Source organism: Amycolatopsis sp. GM8 (assembly GCF_021653975.1).
Lineage (GTDB): Bacteria > Actinomycetota > Actinomycetes > Mycobacteriales > Pseudonocardiaceae > Amycolatopsis_E.
Genome location: NZ_JAJKFK010000015.1, coordinates 21,446 through 40,456 on the forward strand (window position 1 = coordinate 21,446; position 19,011 = coordinate 40,456).

The following is a 19,011-nucleotide window of genomic DNA, read 5'->3' on the forward strand; positions in this document are numbered from 1 at the left end:
TGGACCTGAGGTTCCACGGCTCGGGCGTCCCGGACAGGGGCGCCCGAGCCGCATTCTTGGGGCATGACCCCAGCGGTGAGTGTGCGTGGACTGCGCAAGGAGTACCCGGGCCACGTCGCGGTCGGCGGCGTGGACCTCGACATCGGCACCGGTGAGGTGTTCGCGCTGCTCGGCCCCAACGGGGCGGGCAAGACGACCACCGTGGAAATCATGGAAGGCCACCGGAAGGCGACCGCCGGCGAAGTGCGGGTGCTCGGTGAGGACCCGGCCGGCGCCGGCGCCGGCTGGCGGGCGCGGATCGGCATCGTGCTGCAGACCGCGACCGATGCGGCCCAGCTGACCGTCGCCGAGAGCGTGCGCCATTTCGCGCTGTTCTACCCGAATCCCCGCGATCCCGAGGAAGTGATCGAGCAGGTCGGCCTGACCGACAAGGCGCGCAGCCGGATCAAGGCGCTCTCGGGCGGGCAGCGCCGGCGGCTCGATGTCGCACTCGGCATCATCGGCCGGCCCGAGCTGTTGTTCCTCGACGAGCCGACCACCGGGTTCGACCCGGAGGCACGCCGCCAGTTCTGGGCGCTGATCCGGAACCTGTCCGAGACCGGGACCACGATCCTGCTGACCACGCACTATCTCGACGAGGTCGAAGCACTGGCAGGCCGGGTAGCAGTGCTAGCGAACGGGCAGATCCTCGCCGAAGGCACGCCGGCCGGGCTCGGCGGCGGTGCCCGGAACGAAGCGATCGTGCGGTGGCGCGACGAAAACGGGCGCCACGAGGAAAAAACCCCGTTCCCCACCAAGCTCGTCACGCAGCTGTCGAACGGCCGCGAACTCGCGGATCTCACCGTCACCCGCCCGACCCTGGAAGACATCTACCTGGAGCTGATCCGATGAGTCTCGCACTGGCACGTGGCGCCGTTGAGGTCAAACAGTTCTTCCGGCTCAGAGAAGCCGTCGTGTTCACGTTCGCCCTGCCCGGGTTCCTGATGATCCTGCTGGGCTCGATCTTCGGTGGCCAGTTCGAGAACACCGGCGTCACGGTGGGCCAGGTGTTCGCCGCCGGCATGATCGGTTCCGGCATCGTGTCGACGTCGTTCGTCAGCATGGGCACGGGCACCGCGAGCGACCGGGAGGACGGCACGCTCAAACGCCTGCGCGGCACGCCATTGCCCGCGTCGGCCTACTTCGCCGGGAAGATCATCCTGGTCGCGGTGGCGAGTCTCGCCGAGGCGATCCTGCTGGTCGTGGTCGCGTCCCTGCTGTTCGGGCTGAAGCTGCCGTCGACGCCGGAGCGCTGGCTGACCTTCGTGTGGGTGTTCCTGCTCGCGATCACGGCCTGCTCACTGCTCGGTATCGCCGCCAGCTCGCTGGCCCGCTCGGTGACCGGCGCGGTCGCGATCATGAACCTGGTGTTCATCGCGCTGCAGTTCATCTCGGGTGTGTTCGTCGTACCCATCACGCAGCTGCCGCACGTTATGGTCGAAGTGGCGTCTTTCTTCCCGGTGAAATGGATCTGCCAGGGCCTCCGCTCGGTGTTCCTGCCGGATTCGATGGCCGCGTACGAGATGGCGGGACAATGGGAACTCGGGAAAGTGGCGCTGATCCTCGGCGCCTGGTGCATCGCGGGCTTCGTGTTGTGCAGGCTGACCTTCCGGTGGAACGCCGGCCGGTGAACGCCTGGCAGCGGTACTACTGGCTGTGGCAGGTCGTCTTCGGCGCGGACCTGGTCGTCACGGTGGCCCTGGTCCTTGCCGAAGGCGGCGAGACCCGCTGGAAGCTGGTCAGCGTGGGCGCGATCGTGGCGATCGCCCTGGTCTACACGTTCGTCGCCCGGTCCGATCTCGAAGGCCGCGGGGCCGCCGTGTTCGCGGGTGTCCTGGTCGTGCTGACGGTGATCGCGATCCTCGCCGATCCGGCCGCCGGGTTCGCGCTGTTCTCGGTGTGCCCCATGCTGTTCATGGCCACACCGCTGCCGGTCGCCGTGCCGGCGACCGTGATCGTGATCCTCACGCCGGTGCTGTCGGTGCTGCTGCACAGCGGCCTGCACGATCCGTCGCTGAACACACTGCTGCCGATGACAGCGTTGCTAGCAGTGTTCAGCGTGTGCGTCGGGCTGTGGTTCGAAAAGGTGCTGCGCCAGAGCCGCGAGCGGGCCGACCTGATCAACCAGCTCGAAGCCAGCCGGGCCGAGGTGGCCCGCCTCTCCCACGAGGCGGGCACCTCCGCCGAGCGGGAACGGCTGGCGCGCGAGATCCACGACACGCTCGCCCAGGGCTTCACCAGCATCGTCACGCTGCTGCAGGCGGTCGAGTCCGAATGGGACGACGAGGCCGCGGTCCGGCGGCATGTCGACCTCGCCGCCCGCACCGCGCGGGAGAATCTGACCGAGGCGCGGGCGATGGTCGCCGCGCTGACGCCGTCCGCGCTGACGGCCGGCACGCTGGAGGACGCGGTGCGCAGGCAGGCGGAGCGGTTCGCCGAGGAGACGGGCATCGCGGTGACGTGCGACGTTGGACCTCTTCCCGTGCTGAGGACGGTCACCGAGGTCGTGCTCCTGCGCGCCACGCAGGAGGCGCTGACGAACGTCCGCAAGCACGCGCGGGCGAGTGCGGTGTCGATCGAACTGTCCGCTGTGGACAGTTGTGTCCGGCTCACCGTGCGCGACGACGGCCGCGGTTTCGATCCGGCGGCGGCCACCGAAGGCTTCGGGCTGACCGGGATGCGGGCGCGCGCCGAGCAGGTGGGCGGGCGCCTGTCCGTCCACTGTGGACAAGGTGCGGCCGTGGCTGTGGAGGTGCCCGCGTGATCTCGGTACTGCTGGTCGACGATCATCCGGTGGTCCGGGAGGGGCTGCGCGGGATGCTCGAAGCCGAACCGGACCTGACGGTCGTCGGTGAGGCCGGTTCGGGCGACGAAGCCGTCGCGGTCAGCCTCGCCCGCGATCCCGACGTGATCCTGATGGACCTGCGGATGCCCGGCCTGGACGGGGTCGGCGCGACCCGCAAGATCCTCAGCGACACCCCGGCCCGCCGGGTCGTCGTGCTGACCACGTATGAGACTGACGCCGACATCCTGCGCGCGGTCGAAGCCGGCGCGGCCGGGTACCTGCTGAAGGACGCCTCCCGCACCGAACTCGCCGACGCCATCCGCGCGGCCGCCCGCGGCGAGACGGTGCTGGCGCCGTCGGTCGCGGGCAAGCTGGTGCGTCAGGTCCGCAGCCCGGCGCAGCAGCTGCTGACCGCGCGCGAGGTCGAGGTGCTGCGGCTGGTCGCCCAGGGCCGCACGAACGCGGACATCGGCCGCGCGCTGCACATCGGCGAGGCGACGGTGAAGACCCACCTGCTGCGGGTGTTCGGGAAGCTGGACGTGTCCGATCGGACAGCGGCGGTGACCACCGCGATGGCCCGGGGGCTACTGGGCTGACCCAGCGGGCAGAATGTCGCCATGCTGCCCAGCACCGAGTTTGCCCTGTTCCGACGCCTGGCCACCGAGCAGTCGGCCGCACGCGTGCCCTCGATCGTCGCCGCCGTGGTGCGCGATGGGGAACTGCTGTGGTCCGGCGCGCGCGGGTCCGCCGGTGACGCCGCTCCCGACGACGACACGCAGTACCGGCTGGGCTCGATCACCAAGACCATCGTCGCCGTGCTCGTGATGCGCCTGCGCGACGAGGGCCGGCTCGACCTCAACGACCCGCTCGACAAGCACGTGCCGGGCACCGGGTTCGGCTCGTCGACCGTCGCCCAGCTGCTGTCGCACACCGGCGGGCTGACGTCCGAATCGCCCGGCTCGTGGTGGGAACGCAGCGTCGGCGGCGGCTGGGCGGCACTGGAGGCGAGCCTCGCCCAGAACGCCCTGAAGAACCGGCCGGGCAGCCGCTTCCACTACTCCAACGTCGGCTTCGGGGTGCTCGGCGAACTGATCGCACGCCACCGCGGCACCGGCTGGCTCGACGCCGTGCAGGCGGAAATCCTTACCCCCCTTGGCATGTCACGCACAACGCCGCATCCCGAAGGCAGGCACGCGAACGGGTACGCGGTGCACCCGTTCGCCGACCTGCTGCTGCCCGAGCCGAGTCCGGACGCGGGCGCGATGGCGCCGGCCGGTCAGCTGTGGTCGACCGTCACCGATCTGGCTCGCCTCACCGCGTTCATCGGCGGCGACACAGGGGACGTCCTACGTCCGGAGACCATGGCCGAGATGCGCGCAGTCGCGACCGTCGACGACGGCAACGCGTGGACCTCGGGCTACGGACTCGGCCTGCAGCTGATCCGGCACGAGGGCCGCCGTCTCGCCGGGCACACCGGGTCCATGCCGGGCTTCCTCGCGACCACCCTGATCGACCCGGGCACCGGCACCGGCGCGCTCGCGATGGCCAACACCACGTCGGGGCCGGCGATCCTGTCGCTGGTCGTCGACCTGATCACGATCGCCGACGAGCGCGAGCCGAAGCTGCCGACGGAATGGCGCCCGTCCGAGGTGGACCACTCGCTGCTGACACTGACCGGACTCTGGCACTGGGGTCCAACGTCCTACCTCCTACGTCTGGTCCCGGGTGGAATGTTCGACCTCAGCCCCGTGGCGAGCGGCCGCGCGTCCCGGTTCCGGCCGGCCGGACCGGACGAATGGGTCGGACTCGACGGTTACTACGCGGGCGAGACTTTGCGCGTCGGCCGCAGGCCCGACGGCACTCCGTCACACCTGGATCTCGCGACGTTCATCTTCACCCGCACCCCCTATGACCCGACCGCGCCGATCCCCGGCGGTGTCGACGAATCGGGTTGGCAGTCATGACAGACTGGGCCCATGACCGAGTTGACGATCCCCGCTGAACTCAAGCCCGGCGACGGGCGCTTCGGCTGCGGGCCCTCGAAGGTCCGGGCTGAGCAGCTTGCCAACCTCGCCGCCTCCGGGGCGGACTACCTGGGCACCTCCCATCGGCAGAAGCCGGTGAAGTCCCTGGTCGGCCGGGTGCGCGCGGGATTGTCCGAGCTGTTCTCCCTGCCGGAGGGCTACGAGGTCGTGCTCGGCAACGGCGGCACGACGGCGTTCTGGGACGCCGCCGCGTTCGGCCTCGTCCGCGAGCGCGCGCAGCACTTCGCCTACGGCGAGTTCTCGTCGAAGTTCGCCACCGTGACCAGCGGTGCGCCGTTCCTGGGTGACTCGGTCGTGGTGAAGGCCGAGCCGGGCAGCGCCCCCGAGATCGCCTACGAGCCGGGCACGGACCTGGTCGGCTGGGCGCACAACGAGACGTCGACGGGCGTCGCGGTGCCGGTGCGCCGGCCCGCGGGCAGCGAGGGCGCGCTCGTCGCGATCGACGCGACCTCGGGCGCCGGCGGCCTGCCGGTCAAGGCCGAGGACTTCGATGTCTACTACTTCGCGCCGCAGAAGTCGTTCGCCTCCGACGGCGGGCTGTGGCTGGCGCTGATGTCGCCGGCGGCGATCGAGCGCGTCGGCGAGATCGGCGCGAGCGACCGCTGGATCCCCGAGTTCCTGTCGCTGACCACGGCGCTGGACAACTCCCGCAAGGACCAGACGTACAACACCCCCGCCGTGGCCACGCTGTTCCTGCTGGCCGACCAGATCGAGTGGATGCTCGGCAACGGCGGCCTCGACTGGACGGTCTCGCGCACGAAGGACTCGTCGGACCGGCTGTACGAGTGGGCCGAGGAGACCAGCTACACGGTGCCGTTCGTGAAGGACCCGGCGCTGCGCTCGCAGGTCGTGGGCACGGTGGACTTCGTCGACGAGGTCGACGCGGCGGCGGTGGCGAAGGCGTTGCGCGCCAACGGGATCGTGGACGTCGAGCCGTACCGGAAGCTGGGCCGCAACCAGCTACGCGTCGGCATGTTCCCCGCCATCGAGCCGGGCGACATCACCGCGCTGATCAGCTGCATCGAGTACGTGGTGGAACGGCTGCCCGAGCAGTAGCAACAGGATCAGGCCGCCGAGCACGTAACTCTCCTGTAGCGGCCAGAACGTCGAGTACCAGAGTGGGCTGACGAAGAAGACGATGGTGGCCGGCACCGCCGCCCACCATTGTCTTCGCCAGTACAGCAAACCGATCACCGGCACGATCCACACCCAGTGGTGTGTCCAGGAAACCGGCGAGACGAGCAGCGCGCCGACTGCGCACGCCAGCATCGCCGGCACGGGATGCCGGGCGCGGTGGATCGCGTAGGCCGTCGCGGCGAGCACGAGCACCGCGGCGATGAGCCACCAGAACTGGCCGAGGTCGAGCCGCGCGAGCGTGCCGCGCAGCGACTGGTTCCCGATGTAGCCGGGGTCGCCGACCCGGTCGCCGTCGAACACGAGCTTCGTCCAGTACCGGGCCGACGCGTCCGGCGCGATCGCCCACATCCCGAGCACGCTCACCGCGAACGTGCCGGCCGCGCGTGCCGCCGAGCGATAGTCCCTGCGCACCAGGAAGTACAGCAGGAACGCCAGCGGCGTGAGCTTCACCGCCGCGGCGAGCCCGACGAGGTAGCCACGCCGCTCGTACGGGGCGAGCAGGTCGATCGTCACCAGCAGCATGAGCAGCAGGTTGATCTGGCCGAAGCCGAGGGTCGCGCGCACCGGTTCGCTGAACAACGCGATGGCCTGGGCGGCCAGCACGACCGGGCCGATGATGTGCAGCCGCCGCTCGAACTGGCTGAACACCACCGCCAGCGCCGCACCGAGCGCGAGCACCGAGAGGGCCGTCATCGCGATGAGCGCCGTCTCCGGCGGAATCACGAGCAGCGGCGCGAACGCGAACGCGGCGAACGGCGGATACGTGAACGGCAGGTGGGTGCCGTCCCGCGTCGGCGGCAGGACGCCGTACACGTCGCCATGGGTGAAGAAAGCCTTGGCCCCCAGGCGATAGACGTCGAGATCGAGACCCCCCACCCGTTTCCACAAGAGTACGACCACGATCAGCACTATTTCCGCGGCGATGAGAATCGCCGGCATTCTTCGCCCCAGCACGGAGTAATCCTGCCCGGTCCCCGGTTGAGATCAACAATTGGGCTGCGCCGTTCATTGCCAATCCGACGGCAGCCACGGCGGAAACGGGTGTCTACGAGCAGGTCGGCCGCGGACCGTATCCGCCTACTTTCGGTCGGATTGGCAACCGCACCTCGGCGCGCCTGCGCCGTCAAGGCGACGCGCCGTCTTACTGTTGCCATGGAAAGGTGAAGTCCGGAGGAGGCGGCTGATGCGAGCGCTGAGGGTTGTCGGGATACACGAGGACGGCAAGTCCATCGTGTGCGAAGACCCGGCGCGCCGCGAGCGTTTCATCCTGCCAGCCGATGAAAGACTGCGCGCGGCCGCACGGGGCGATATCACGCGGCTCGGGCAGATCGAAATCGAGTTGGAGAGTCAGATGCGACCACGCGAGATCCAGGCCCGCATCCGGGCGGGCGAATCCGTGCAGCAGGTGGCGGACTCCGCGGGGGTGCCGGAGCAGCGCGTGGAGCGGTTCGCGTACCCGGTGCTGCTCGAACGCTCGCGCTTCGCGGAACTGGCCCAGGCCGCGCACCCGGTGCGCGAGGACGGGCCGGACGTGCGGACGCTCGGCGAGGTCGTGGCGTACGGGTTCGGCGTGCGCGGCCAGGACTACGGGTCCGCGGAATGGGACGCGTGGAAGGGCGACGACGGCAAGTGGGTCGTCGCGCTGCGCTGGCAGACCGGGCGTTCGGACATGGCGGCGCACTGGTCGTTCGCGCAGGGCGCGCACGGCGGCACCGTCAACGCGCTGGACGAGCACGCCGAAGACCTGCTCGACCCGCACCGCGCACCGCGCACCCTGCGCGCGGTCGAACCCGAGCCGCTGCCGGTCGCGGAGCCGGAACCGCCGGCGCCCGTCGTCGAGGAGCCCGAGGCCGTCGCGCCCGAGCCGCCCGCCGAACCCGAGCCGAAGCCCGCCGCACCGCCGAAGCCCGCTCCGCCCGCGAAGCCTGCCGCGTCGGCGAAGCCGAAGTCGAAGAAGAACCACCCCGCGGTCCCGGCGTGGGAGGACGTCCTGCTGGGCGTGCGCTCCCAGCGCGGCTGACGAGTCAGAGTTCGGCGACGAGCTTCTTCGGGGCGATCACGCGGTAGGCGTCGGTGACGATCGCGGCGATCTCGGTCCAGTCGAGCGGCACGTCCAGCCACACCCCGAGCCAGCCGCGGTGACCGACGTACGGGGGCCGGAAGAACCGATCCGGCTCCTGCGCGACCAGGTCCTCCTGCACGCCGGGCGGCGCCGCGCACCAGAACGCGAGCCGGTCGTCGTGATGGTGGTCGGCATACATGACGAAGGTCTTCTTGTCGCGCACGAACCACGTCGGCTCGCCGTGGCTCAGGCGTTCCGTCGTCTCCGGCAACCCCAGGCACAGCTTCCGCAGCGAATCGAGCGGGTCCATGACTGGATTATCGGCTCAGAGGGCCACCGCGAGCACGCCGAACCAGGCGAGCACGCACCCGGCCGCCCCGCCGAGGGCGATCCAGCGGATGATCGGCATCCGGCGGGCCAGCCACAGCGACGGCGCGAGGCCCGCGGTCACCACGATCGACGCGAGCAGGACGACCCAGCCCGCGGTGTCCTCGGCCAGCGCGACCGCGAGCGCGAGCATCGCGGTGATCACCACGGCCGCGACGAACGCCGCGATCACCAGCCCGGGACCCCACGGGGTGGGTTCGTGCCCGATCTCCGCCGGGCCGAAAAGCCGCTGGGCAAGCGTTTGCTCCTGGTGGGCTGCGGGCAGGGGTGGCACCACGATCTCCTCGTCGGTCACCGGGTCGACGTAGTACACCGGGCTGCCCATCACGGTCGCCACGCGCGCGGCGAGCTGCCGTCCGCGCCGCGACACGACGGCCGCGGCCTCGCCCGGCTCCCCGTTGGCGGCGGTCCGGCGGACCGCCGCGGCGACCCGGGCCCACTCGTGCAGCGCGTCGGCCAGCTCGGCGCCGAGTGCCAGCGTGTGCGGATCGATTTCGCGCGTGTACGCCTCACCGTGCCCCTTCAGCACGGCCCGCTCCCCGCGGATCCGCAACTCCACGCGTGTGCCTCCCCGTCCAGCGCCTGCGTCCGGCAGTAACTTACCGCCCGGCGAGCTCGTAGAAGGCGACTGCGGCCGCTGTGGCGACATTCAGTGAGTCAACTCCTTCGGCCATCGGGATCCGGACCGCGACATCAGCCGCCCCGAGCGCGTCCGCGGTGAGCCCCGGGCCTTCCGAGCCGAGCAGCAACGCGATCTTCCCGCCGTCGGCCGCGAGCTGTGGCAGCGGCACGGAATCTTCCCGCGGGGTCAGTGCCGCGACCCGGAACCCCTTGTCCTTCAACAGGTTCAGCCCGTCCGGCCATGGCTCGAGCGCGGCGAACGGGACTCGGAGGACGTTTCCCATCGATACCCGCACACTGCGCCGGTACAGCGGATCCGAACAGCCGGGCCCGAGCAGGACCCCGTCGACGCCGAGCGCGGCCGCGTTGCGGAACAGCGCGCCGAGGTTTTCGTGGTCACCGACGCCTTCCAGCACCGCGAGCACCTTCGACGCCGCCACGATGCCCGCGAGGGCCGGTTGCGGGGCGCGGTCGGCTACCGCCAGCACCCCGCGATTGAGGTGGAAACCGACGATCTCGGCCATCACCTCCGCGGAAGTCGTGTAAACGGGCACGTCGAGGCCGGCGAGGTCCGGCTCCAGGTCATCGATCCGGCGCGCCACACCCAGCACGGACCTGACCGGGTAAGGCGAGGTCAGCAGCCGCCGGACGACGACCGTGCCCTCGGCGATGACGAACCCGCGCCCGCCGGGACGGTCCGGCCGGCGGTCCGCTGTCGAGAGGTGACGGAAGTCGTCGGCACGGGGATCGCCGGCCGTCTGGATGGGGATGCGTTGCGCCATGGGGACGAGTCTGACCTCGGGATCATTGGGCCGAACGAACCGGGTATCGCTACGGCAAACGGACGACGCGGCGGCGCGCCGATGTCACTGCACCAGTTTGGCCGATAGCCCCCGGGAGCCTTGTTGTGAAACTGTTGTCCGCCGGGCAGCACCCGCCCAGACCCGCGGACCCGGGAACGAACGAAGCAGGGAAGGCATGGGCCAGGATCTTTCGGCTGACGGCTTCAACCCACGCGACCGGGCGAAGTACCGCCGCAAAGTCCAGCGATGCCTCGACACCCTCGGCCGGATGCTCGGCGACGGCGGTTTTTCCTTCCCGCGAAGACATATCGGCCTCGAACTGGAGCTGAACCTCGTCGACGCCGCGATGCGCCCGTCGATGACGAACCAGGAAGTGCTGGACTCGCTGGACAATCCGTCCTTCACCACCGAACTCTCCCAGCACAACATAGAACTCAACGTGCCGCCGCGGCCACTCGCCGGCAACTCGGCGATCGAACTCGAACGGGACCTGCGCGCCTACCTGTCCGCCGCGGACGACAAGGCCGGCCTGTCCGGGGCGCAGCTGGCGATGATCGGGATCCTGCCGACGCTGAAGCACGAACACTTCGACCAGAAGTGGCTCAGCAACGCGACCCGCTACACGATGCTCAACGACCAGATCTTCGCCGCCCGTGGCGAACACGTCGTGCTGGCGCTGGACGGCACGGAACTTTCCGGGCACAAACCGGAACGACTGCGTACGCACTCGGAGTCGATCTTGCCGGAGGCCGCGTGCACGTCGTTACAACTGCACCTGCAGGTCGCCCCCGAAGAGTTCGCCGCGCACTGGAACGCAGCGCAGTGCCTGGCCGGCGTGCAGGTGGCGATCGGTGCGAACTCGCCGTTCCTGCTGGGAAAAGCGTTGTGGCACGAGACCCGCATCCCGCTGTTCCTGCAGGCCACCGACACCCGCCCGGAGGAACTGAAGAACCAGGGCGTACGGCCGCGGGTGTGGTTCGGCGAACGCTGGATCACCTCGATCTTCGACCTGTTCGAAGAGAATGTTCGTTATTTTCCGGGCCTGCTGCCGGAAACCGACGAAGAGGACCCGGTGGACGCCCTCGATTCCGGGCAGGCACCGAAACTTTCCGAGCTGCGGCTGCACAACGGGACGGTGTGGCGGTGGAACCGCCCGGTCTACGACGTCGTGGACGGGAAACCGCACCTGCGCGTGGAGAACCGGGTGCTGCCGGCCGGCCCGACGGTGCTCGACATGATGGCCAACGCGGCGTTCTTCTACGGCGCCCAGCGCGCACTCGCCGAAGCGGAACGTCCTTTATGGACACAGATGTCGTTTCAGGCCGCCGAGGAGAACCTGTACGCCGGTGCGCGCTACGGGTTCGACGCGCAGCTGTACTGGCCGGGGATCGGCTGGGTCCCACCGGACGAGCTGACCCTGCGCGTGCTGCTGCCGCTGGCCTACGCGGGGCTGCGCACGGCGGACGTGGCCGAGGCCTCGATCGAGCGATATCTGGGTGTCATCGAGCAGCGCTGCCTCGCCCGCCGCAACGGGGCGACCTGGCAGCGGCAGACGGTGGAACTGGCCCAGCGCCGGGGTTCCGATCGCGAGACAGCGCTTTCCCAGATGCTCACCCGGTATGTCGGGCTCGCCGCGACCGAGGAGCCGGTGCACACCTGGCCGGTGAATCTTTGAACTTAGGCTAGCCTAAGTACGCGTGCTCGCTTACGCTCGGGATCATGGCGGCTCCCCTGACAGTTGAGCAGACTCCGTTTTCGACGATGATGCGCGAGTCCACCCGGGGCGTGCACGAGCGCGCCCACAACTCGGCGTTCATGTCCGCCCTCTTCGACAGCAGGCTGGCGCTGGCGTCCTACGCCCGCCTCGCGGCCCAGTACCACTTCGTGTACCAGGCGATCGAGGAAGCGTCCGACGCGCAGGCCACGGACCCGGTCGGCGGCACCTTCGTGTTCGACGAGCTGCGCCGGGGACCCGCGCTGGCCGCCGATCTGGCGTTCCTGATGGGCGAGGACTGGGCCGAGCGGATCGAACCGGTACCGGCGACGGAGGACTACGTCCGTCGCATCCGGACCGTCGCGTTCGACTGGCCCGGCGGTTACGTCGCCCACCACTACACCCGCTACCTCGGCGACCTCGCCGGCGGCCAGTCGGTGCGGAAACTGCTCAAGGGCACCTACGGGATCGAGGGACCCGGCGCGCTCTTCTACCACTTCGAGCTCGACAGCGTGCCCGCGTTCCGCAAGCGCTACCGCGCCCTGCTTGACGAAGCACCGTGGGACGGGGCCGAGCGGCAGCGCATCCTGACCGAGACGCTGGTGGCGTTCGAGTTCAACATCGCGATGCTCGCCGACCTCGCGGCCGAACCCGCGGCGTGATCAGACCCACACGCCGTTGACCTCCAGCATGGTGGAGATTGCAGGGTAACGGTGGGAACTTCCCGGGGTGTGGATCGCCGCGTCCCCGGTTAGCCACCCGATACGGTTGCTACTAGGTTTGGTGGCACAGGGATTTCGCGCACAGAGCAGAAGGAGGGCTGATGGCCCGGTACACGCTTCCCGATCTGGACTACGACTACGGCGCGCTGGCTCCGCACATCTCGGCTCAGATCAACGAGCTGCACCACAGCAAGCACCACGCCACCTACGTCAAGGGCTCGAACGACACCCTGGACAAGATCGCCGAGGCGCGCGACAAGGGTGACTTCGGGTCGATCGTCGGGCTGGAGACCACGCTGGCCTTCAACCTGGCCGGTCACGCCAACCACGTCGTGTGGTGGAAGATCCTTTCCCCCGAAGGCGGCGACAAGCCGACCGGCGAGCTCGGCCAGGCGATCGACGACGCGTTCGGCTCCTGGGACAAGTTCCAGGCGCAGTTCACCGCCGTCGCCACCACCATCCAGGGCAACGGCTGGGCCGCGCTGTCGTGGGACCCGATCGGCAAGACGCTGATCACCCAGCAGCTGCGCGACCACCACAACAACCTGATCCTGCCGACCGTGCCGATCCTGCTGGTCGACGTGTGGGAGCACGCGTTCTACCTCGACTACAAGAACGTCAAGGCGGACTACGTCAAGGCGCTCTGGAACATCTACAACTGGGCCGAGGTCAGCAAGCGGTTCGACAACGCCGTCTCCGGCGGCAACGGCCTGCTCCTCTGACAGGGTTTCGCGGTGCGGGGTCCTTCCTGATGGGAAGGGCCCCGTTTTGTTTTCCGGGTTGACCTCCACCGTGGTGGAGATGCGAATGTGGCGGTATGGACGTTGCCGCTTACCTCGCTCGCATCGGTGCTGACCGGCCTGCCACGCCGAGCGCGGAAGCCCTGGCCGAACTGCACGAACGGCACGTCATGACGGTGCCGTTCGAGAACCTGAGCGTGCACCTGCGGGAACGGATCGTGCTCGACGAGGACGCGCTGTTCGGGAAGCTCGTTCAGCGGCGGCGCGGCGGATTCTGTTACGAGTTGAACGGCGCGTTCGCGGTTTTGTTGCGGGAGCTGGGTTTCGAGGTCTCGCTGTTGTCCGGGCGAGTGTTCGCCGGTGGCCGGTGGACCCCGCCGTTCGACCATCTGGCGTTGCGGGTCGACCTCGACGAGCCGTGGCTGGTGGACGTCGGCTTCGGCCGGTTCGCCCGCCGGCCGCTGCGGATGACCGCCTGCGAGCCCCAGGCCGACACCGAGGGCGAGTTCCTGTTGCTGGACGTGCCGGGCGGGGACGTCGAGGTCCGGCACAACGGCGAGCCCGCGTACAAGGTGGAGCAGCGGCCGCGGGAGCTGTCCGACTTCGGGCCGACCTGCTGGTGGCAGGCGACGTCCCCGGACTCGAACTTCACGAAGAACCTGCTGTGCACGCTCCCGACCCCGGCTGGCCGGGTCACGCTGGCCGGCGACCTGCTGATCGAGACCACCGACGGCAAACGGGTCGAGCGGAAGCTGGCTTCGGACGAGATCGTCGACGCCTACCGCGCGTACTTCGGGATCGAGCTGGCGGAGGCGCCCGCGGCCGCTTCGTTCTGACGTGAACGGGGCCCTGTCACCGGAATCGCTCCCGGCGACAGGGCCCCGTCCGTTCCCGAACTGACTGCCGCTCCCACCACGAAGCGGACAAGAGTGAGGTTAGCCTAACCTCAATGCTCGGGGCAAGGGGTGATTCAAGGCTTCTTCACGATGTAGCTGCCCTTGCCGTGCAAGGTCGTGATCAGACCGCGCTCACGCAGCAACTCGGTCGCCTTGCGCATGGTCCCGAAGGAAACGCCGTACTCCTCCGCCAGGTCGCGCTCACCGGGCAACCGGCCCTTGACTGGCAGGTCACCCGAGCCGATCCGGTCGGCGATGTGGTTGGCAACCTGGACGTACACGTACTCCGGCGCACCTGGGTCCACTTCGAACCTCGACGTCATGCACAGTACGGTAGAGATGGACCCAGCTACCCGAATTCGCCGCAAGCTGTGTAGTCATACATAGAGCTTCAGACCGACACGATCGTGGCACCACCCTGCGAGGGCGGACTTGACTGGTCGGTAGCCTCCGGGGCGTGAAGACGTCGACGGTACTGGGAATCGTGCTGGCAGTGCTGTTCTCCTTCGCGGGCGTCGCCACCGCGGCGGGCTATCTGTGGGCCAGAGCCGACGACGACCATCCCACCGTCACGCGCGCCCTGCCCGCCGTGTGGCCGACCAAGGACGGCAAGGCGTTGCGGCCGGTGCCGATGCCGGCGGGCGAGCTGGTCGTGGCGCTCCCGCCCGACACGGCGGGGCAGGTGCTGTGCCAGTCGCTCGGCCAGGACCGCTGGGAGGCGCTGCTCGGCGGCAAGGCGCTCCGCGAGGTCCGCGGGGCCAGCTGCCACGTCGTCACCGCGAACACGGACGTCACGCTCGCGCTGACCGACTCCCCGGCGAACCTGCAGGACCCGCACGACATCGAGGTCTCGGGCCGCGCGGCCCGGCTCGAGTACCTGCCGCCGTACGTCAACACCCGGCTCGACACGCAGCTCGCCGACCGCCCGGGATCCGACCAGATCAAGCCGTTCCTGCGGGTCGAACTGAGTGGCAGCGCCCCGGCGCTCGACCAGCTGACCGAGTCCGTCGCGGCGGAAGTCGTTGCGGCGACGACAAAACCGGGGCCCGCGCTGCCGGCGGCCGGCAAGGACGGCTCGATTCCCGTCGAGCATCCGGCACCGGCCGCGATCACGGACCTGCCGTGGCCGATGATCTCGTGGCAGCTGTGCGCGGCCCTGACCCGCGAACTCGGCGGCACGCCACGGCCCTACAGCGATGGCCGGTGCACGGTCCGCGGCATCCAGGCGGCCTACACGGACTCGGTGTCACCGCGCGTCTTCCCCGACCGGCTCGCCGGCCGCCCCGCCCTGATCACGGACAGCCTGGTGGCAGTCAAGCTCAGCGACGACACCTCGCAGGAACTCGCCTTCACCGGCACCGGCCACTCCCTGAAGGCCCTCGCCGAGTCCGTGGTCCCCCGCCTCCTGGCCGGCTGACCGGGGTCAGGCGGTGTGGCGGGAGGGCGATGTCGCGCGGCCGCTGGAGAACAGGACCCGCAGGCCCGTGAGCCGGTACCGGACGTCGAGGCCACCGCGCCGGGCCAGCGCGATCGCACACAGGACGGCGGCCAGCGCCGAAACCACGCCACCGATCAAGAACGGTGACCGGCCACCGAACGTCTCCGCCATCCACCCGACCATCGGCCCGCCGATCGGGTTGCCACCGATCAGCACCAGCACGTACAACCCCATCACCCGGCCGCGCATCTCCGCGCTCACCGCGGTCTGGACCAGCGAGTTCGCCGTGTTGAGGAACGTGATCGTCGCGAAGCCGAGCGGGATCAGTCCGAGCCCGAACGCCAGATAGGTCGGCATGAACCCGGTCGCGAACTCGACCGCGCCGAGCCCGAACGCCGCCATCAGCAGCAGCCGCACCCGTGGCCGCCCCTTGGCCCCGCGCCGCGCCGCCATCAGCGACCCGGTGAACGTGCCGACCGCGAGCAGCGTGGACAGCAGGCCGTACCCGTCGGCCTGGGTGCCGAAGACATTGCCGGCCACGATCGCCAGCGACGTGAAGAACGTGATCCCGAACGTGCTGACGAAGAACACCAGCACCATCAACGCCACCAGGTCCGACCGCGCGCGCACGTATTCGAGCCCCTCGCGCAGCTGCCCCTTCGCCCGCACCACCGCCGGCCCCCGAAACAGCTTGTCGGGGTTCATCAGCAGCAGCCCGGTGATCACGCCGATGGTGCTGACCGAGTTGGCCAGGAACATCCAGCCGGTGCCGATCCAGGTGATCGCGAACCCGGCGATCGCGGGCCCGACGATCCGGGCCATGTTGAACACCGACGAGTTCAGCGCGACCGCGTTCGAGATCTGCTTGCGCCCCACCATCTCCGCGACGAACGACTGCCGCGCGGGCACGTCGAGGGCGCTGAAGATGCCGAGCACGAAGCAAAGCAGGTACACCTGCCACAGCGCGACCAGCCCGCTCACGTCGAGCAGCCCGAGCACCAGCGCCTGCACGCCGATCCCGGTCTGCACGAGGATGCACAGCTTGCGCTTGTCGACCCGGTCGGCGAGCACGCCGGCCCACAGCGAAAGCAGCACGGTCGGGGTGAACTGGAGCGCGACGGCGATGCCGAGCGCGATCGGGTTGTTGCCGGACAGCTGGAACACCAGCCAGTCCTGCGCGATGCGCTGCATCCAGGTGCCGATGTTGGAGATCACCTGGCCGGAGAAGAACAACCGGTAGTTCCGCACCCGCAGCGAGGCGAACATGCTGGGCTTGCCCGGCTCGTTCGATGGCGCCTGGGCGGCCGGTGGGGCCTGACCCCGGGTAGCTGTCGTTGTCGGATATGACTTCGCGTGGCTACCCGTGTCTTGCCGCACCGTTACTCGTTCCCCGCCATTCTGTCGATGATCTCGGCGGCGCGATCGAGCACTTCTCGCTCGTCGCCGCTCAGTTCCGCCAGCTTCCGGTCCAACCACGCCTCGCGCACGGAGATCGTCGCCTCGATGAACGACTTCCCCGCCGTGGTGAGCGCGACGATCGACTGGCGCCCGTCCGTGGGATGCGGCGTGCGCTCGACGTAACCCATCTCCTCGAGCGCCGCGATGACCCGCGTCATCGACGGTGGCTGCACGCCTTCCTTCGCCGCCAGCCTGCCGGGCGTGAGCGCCCCGCATTTGTACAAAGTGGACAGTGCGGCGATCTGCGTCAGCGAGACGTTCTCGTTGGCCCGCTGCGCCCGGAGCTTGCGGTTCAGCCGGACGACGGCAAGCCGCAACCGGCTGGCCAGCGTGGGCTCACGCATTTCGGACACTTAGTTAGCATACCTTACGATCGGCGGGAGTGGTCCGTGTGTCCCGTCACCGCAGCGCGTCCTGGATCGGGCCGACCGCGAAGTAGGCGACGAACGCGACCGCGATCACCCACATCAGCGGGTGCACGCGCCGCACCTTTCCGGTGACCGACTGGATCACGACATAGCTGATGAAGCCGGCGCCGATGCCGTTGGCGATCGAGTAGGTGAACGGCATGACCACGATCGTCAGGAACGCCGGCAGCGCGATGGAGAAATCGGTGAAGTCGATGTCGCGGACCTGCGCGATCATCAGCGCGCCGACCACGACGAGCGCCGGGGCGGCCGCTTCGACCGGCACCGATTCGTACAGCGGGGTGAGGAACATCGCGGCGAGGAACAGCACTCCGGTGACGATGTTGGCGAGCCCGGTGCGCGCCCCCTCGGCGATGCCGGACGCGGACTCGACGAACACGGTGTTGGAGCTGGCCGAGCCGAACCCGCCGGCGGCCCCGGCGAGCCCCTCGATGAACAGCGCGCGCCCGACGCGGGGCAGCTGGCCGTCCGGGCCGAGCTGCCCGGCTTCCTTGGCCAGCCCCGTCATCGTGCCCATCGCGTCGAAGAAGTCGGCCAGCACCAGGGTGAACACGAACAGCACGACGGTGATGATCGGCAGCCGGGTCCAGGCGCCGAACGACACATCGCCGACGAGCGACAGGTCCGGCAGGCCGACGACCTGGTCCGGCAGCGCCGGGTAGCCGAGGTTCCAGCCCTTCGGGTTGGTGCCGTTGGACGGTCCCGCGTGCACGATGGACTCGACGATGATCGCCAGCACGGTCGTGCCGAGCACGCCGATCAGGATGCCGCCGCGGATCTTCTTCGCGACCAGGGTGCCGGTCAGCAGCAGGCCGACGACGAACACGAGCGTGGGCCACGACGCGATCGAACCGCTGATGCCGAGCCCGACCGGGACCGTGGTGTTCGCCGCGTCCGGCAGCCGGCGCACGAACCCGGCGTCGACCAGGCCGATGAAGCAGATGAACAGGCCGATCCCGACCGCGATCGCCGATTTCAGCGCGGCCGGCACGGCCCGGAACACGGCGGTGCGGAAGCCGGTGAGCACCAGCAGCACGATGATCAGGCCCTCGATCACGACCAGGCCCATCGCCTCGGGCCAGGTCACCTGGGGCGCGATGGTGACCGCGACCAGGCTGTTGATGCCGAGGCCGGTGGCGATCGCGAACGGGTACTGCGCGACGAGCCCCATCAGGATCGTCATCACGCCCGCGACCAGCGCGGTCACCGCCGCGACCTGCGGGACCGGCAGGATGCCGCCGAGCACGTCCTTGTGCGCGCCCGCGTCCGTCGGCGAGAAGCTGCCGATGATCAGCGGGTTCAGCACGACGATGTACGCCATCGTCACGAAGGTGACCAGGCCGCCGCGAATCTCGCGCCCCGTCGTCGACCCACGTTCACTGATCTTGAAGAACCGGTCCAGCGTGGATCGCGTCTGCTGCAGAGTCATCGGTAGCCTTCCCATGTGACCGATCCGATCAACGGTGGCGATGGTAAAGGCTCACTGCGCCCGGTACCCGAGCTGCCTCCGCGGCTGACCGCGCTGCTCCCGATGGTGATCGTCGGCACACTGATCTGGCTGGCCGGTTTCATCGTGTTCGCGATCCACGATCTCGGCGGCGGCCGGACGCCGGGCATCTGGATGTGGACCTGCCTGGCCGGGGTCGGGATCAGCCTGATCGGGATCGGGATCATGACCTGGCAGCGAGCCGCCGCCCGCCGCGGTTCCCGATCGGCCCAGACCGGGCTCTGAGATC

At 69.3% G+C, this 19,011-nt stretch carries 21 protein-coding genes; 13 read left to right on the top strand and 8 right to left on the bottom strand.

The annotated features are described in order from the left end of the window. The first annotated feature begins 63 nt into the window (after nucleotides 1-63). From LOZ83_RS39210 to serC, 6 genes are read left to right on the top strand one after another with little or no spacing between them, the layout of a single operon-like run. Nucleotides 64-891 carry an ABC transporter ATP-binding protein gene (locus LOZ83_RS39210; protein WP_236797005.1) on the top strand — a complete coding sequence of 276 codons (828 nt, stop codon included), beginning with the start codon at nucleotides 64-66 and terminating at the stop codon, nucleotides 889-891. Next, a complete protein-coding gene (locus LOZ83_RS39215) occupies nucleotides 888-1,670 on the top strand; it encodes an ABC transporter permease (RefSeq protein ID WP_236797006.1) in 783 nt (260 codons plus the stop codon). The genes LOZ83_RS39210 and LOZ83_RS39215 overlap by 4 nt, the downstream gene beginning before the upstream one ends. After that, on the top strand, nucleotides 1,667-2,803 hold the full coding sequence (locus LOZ83_RS39220) for a sensor histidine kinase (RefSeq protein ID WP_236797007.1): 1,137 nt from the start codon (nucleotides 1,667-1,669) through the stop codon (nucleotides 2,801-2,803). Before LOZ83_RS39215 ends, LOZ83_RS39220 begins: the two co-directional genes overlap by 4 nt. Next, a complete protein-coding gene (locus LOZ83_RS39225; protein WP_236797008.1) occupies nucleotides 2,800-3,420 on the top strand; it encodes a response regulator transcription factor in 621 nt (206 codons plus the stop codon). The genes LOZ83_RS39220 and LOZ83_RS39225 overlap by 4 nt, the downstream gene beginning before the upstream one ends. Nucleotides 3,421-3,441: 21 nt before the next feature. Then, a complete protein-coding gene (locus LOZ83_RS39230; RefSeq protein ID WP_236797009.1) occupies nucleotides 3,442-4,788 on the top strand; it encodes a serine hydrolase in 1,347 nt (448 codons plus the stop codon). 12 nt (nucleotides 4,789-4,800) lie between these two features. Then, nucleotides 4,801-5,925, top strand: a complete 1,125-nt coding sequence (serC, locus tag LOZ83_RS39235) for a phosphoserine transaminase (protein ID WP_236797010.1) — start codon at nucleotides 4,801-4,803, stop codon at nucleotides 5,923-5,925. Here serC and LOZ83_RS39240 read toward each other — a convergent pair. Beyond that, nucleotides 5,830-6,945, bottom strand: a complete 1,116-nt coding sequence (locus LOZ83_RS39240; protein WP_236797011.1) for a glycosyltransferase 87 family protein — start codon at nucleotides 6,943-6,945, stop codon at nucleotides 5,830-5,832. The two genes, serC and LOZ83_RS39240, sit on opposite strands and share 96 nt — an antisense overlap. A 244-nt stretch (nucleotides 6,946-7,189) precedes the next feature. Between LOZ83_RS39240 and sepH the strand changes: the two genes are divergently transcribed. After that, nucleotides 7,190-8,026: a septation protein SepH gene (gene sepH / locus LOZ83_RS39245; RefSeq protein WP_236797012.1), complete on the top strand. Its 837-nt coding sequence runs from the start codon at nucleotides 7,190-7,192 to the stop codon at nucleotides 8,024-8,026. Between the two features lie 4 nt (nucleotides 8,027-8,030). On the opposite strand, the gene LOZ83_RS39250 is transcribed toward sepH, so the two are convergent. The 3 genes from LOZ83_RS39250 to LOZ83_RS39260 are packed head-to-tail and all read right to left on the bottom strand — an operon-like array spanning nucleotide 8,031 to nucleotide 9,858. Next, on the bottom strand, nucleotides 8,031-8,378 hold the full coding sequence (locus LOZ83_RS39250) for an MmcQ/YjbR family DNA-binding protein (protein ID WP_236797013.1): 348 nt from the start codon (nucleotides 8,376-8,378) through the stop codon (nucleotides 8,031-8,033). A 15-nt stretch (nucleotides 8,379-8,393) separates the two neighbouring features. Then, complete coding sequence (locus tag LOZ83_RS39255) at nucleotides 8,394-9,014, bottom strand: DUF2537 domain-containing protein (protein ID WP_236797014.1); 621 nt, start codon at nucleotides 9,012-9,014, stop codon at nucleotides 8,394-8,396. Between the two features lie 40 nt (nucleotides 9,015-9,054). Beyond that, nucleotides 9,055-9,858, bottom strand: a complete 804-nt coding sequence (locus LOZ83_RS39260) for an RNA methyltransferase (protein ID WP_236797015.1) — start codon at nucleotides 9,856-9,858, stop codon at nucleotides 9,055-9,057. A 196-nt stretch (nucleotides 9,859-10,054) separates the two neighbouring features. On the opposite strand from LOZ83_RS39260, the gene LOZ83_RS39265 reads away from it, so the two are divergent. The 4 genes from LOZ83_RS39265 to LOZ83_RS39280 all read left to right on the top strand — a co-directional run bounded on the left by LOZ83_RS39265 (nucleotide 10,055) and on the right by LOZ83_RS39280 (nucleotide 13,891). Then, on the top strand, nucleotides 10,055-11,554 hold the full coding sequence (locus LOZ83_RS39265; protein ID WP_236797016.1) for a glutamate--cysteine ligase: 1,500 nt from the start codon (nucleotides 10,055-10,057) through the stop codon (nucleotides 11,552-11,554). A 44-nt stretch (nucleotides 11,555-11,598) separates the two neighbouring features. Next, nucleotides 11,599-12,255 (top strand): heme oxygenase (biliverdin-producing), encoded by a 657-nt coding sequence (locus tag LOZ83_RS39270; protein WP_236797017.1) that lies wholly within the window; start codon nucleotides 11,599-11,601, stop codon nucleotides 12,253-12,255. 161 nt (nucleotides 12,256-12,416) lie between these two features. After that, entirely contained in the window at nucleotides 12,417-13,037 is a 621-nt protein-coding gene (locus tag LOZ83_RS39275; RefSeq protein ID WP_236797018.1) for a superoxide dismutase, read from the top strand. A 95-nt stretch (nucleotides 13,038-13,132) separates the two neighbouring features. Then, nucleotides 13,133-13,891 (top strand): arylamine N-acetyltransferase, encoded by a 759-nt coding sequence (locus LOZ83_RS39280; protein ID WP_236797019.1) that lies wholly within the window; start codon nucleotides 13,133-13,135, stop codon nucleotides 13,889-13,891. Nucleotides 13,892-14,025: 134 nt separating this feature from the next. Here the strand turns inward: LOZ83_RS39280 and LOZ83_RS39285 are convergent, their stop codons facing one another. Continuing rightward, on the bottom strand, nucleotides 14,026-14,274 hold the full coding sequence (locus LOZ83_RS39285) for a winged helix-turn-helix domain-containing protein (RefSeq protein WP_236797020.1): 249 nt from the start codon (nucleotides 14,272-14,274) through the stop codon (nucleotides 14,026-14,028). A gap of 134 nt (nucleotides 14,275-14,408) precedes the next feature. On the opposite strand from LOZ83_RS39285, the gene LOZ83_RS39290 reads away from it, so the two are divergent. Further along, nucleotides 14,409-15,368, top strand: a complete 960-nt coding sequence (locus LOZ83_RS39290) for a hypothetical protein (protein WP_236797021.1) — start codon at nucleotides 14,409-14,411, stop codon at nucleotides 15,366-15,368. Nucleotides 15,369-15,374: 6 nt separating this feature from the next. Here the strand turns inward: LOZ83_RS39290 and LOZ83_RS39295 are convergent, their stop codons facing one another. The 3 genes from LOZ83_RS39295 to LOZ83_RS39305 all read right to left on the bottom strand — a co-directional run bounded on the left by LOZ83_RS39295 (nucleotide 15,375) and on the right by LOZ83_RS39305 (nucleotide 18,704). Then, the gene (locus LOZ83_RS39295; protein WP_236797022.1) at nucleotides 15,375-16,655 is read right to left on the bottom strand and encodes an MFS transporter; all 1,281 of its coding nucleotides are present in this window, start codon (nucleotides 16,653-16,655) and stop codon (nucleotides 15,375-15,377) included. 113 nt (nucleotides 16,656-16,768) lie between these two features. After that, complete coding sequence (locus LOZ83_RS39300; protein ID WP_236797075.1) at nucleotides 16,769-17,191, bottom strand: MarR family winged helix-turn-helix transcriptional regulator; 423 nt, start codon at nucleotides 17,189-17,191, stop codon at nucleotides 16,769-16,771. A 55-nt stretch (nucleotides 17,192-17,246) separates the two neighbouring features. Further along, the gene (locus LOZ83_RS39305) at nucleotides 17,247-18,704 is read right to left on the bottom strand and encodes an NCS2 family permease (protein ID WP_236797023.1); all 1,458 of its coding nucleotides are present in this window, start codon (nucleotides 18,702-18,704) and stop codon (nucleotides 17,247-17,249) included. A gap of 15 nt (nucleotides 18,705-18,719) precedes the next feature. Here LOZ83_RS39305 and LOZ83_RS39310 point away from each other — a divergent pair, with 15 nt between their 5' ends. Beyond that, complete coding sequence (locus LOZ83_RS39310; protein ID WP_308190404.1) at nucleotides 18,720-19,007, top strand: DUF2530 domain-containing protein; 288 nt, start codon at nucleotides 18,720-18,722, stop codon at nucleotides 19,005-19,007. Nucleotides 19,008-19,011: the final 4 nt, after the last annotated feature.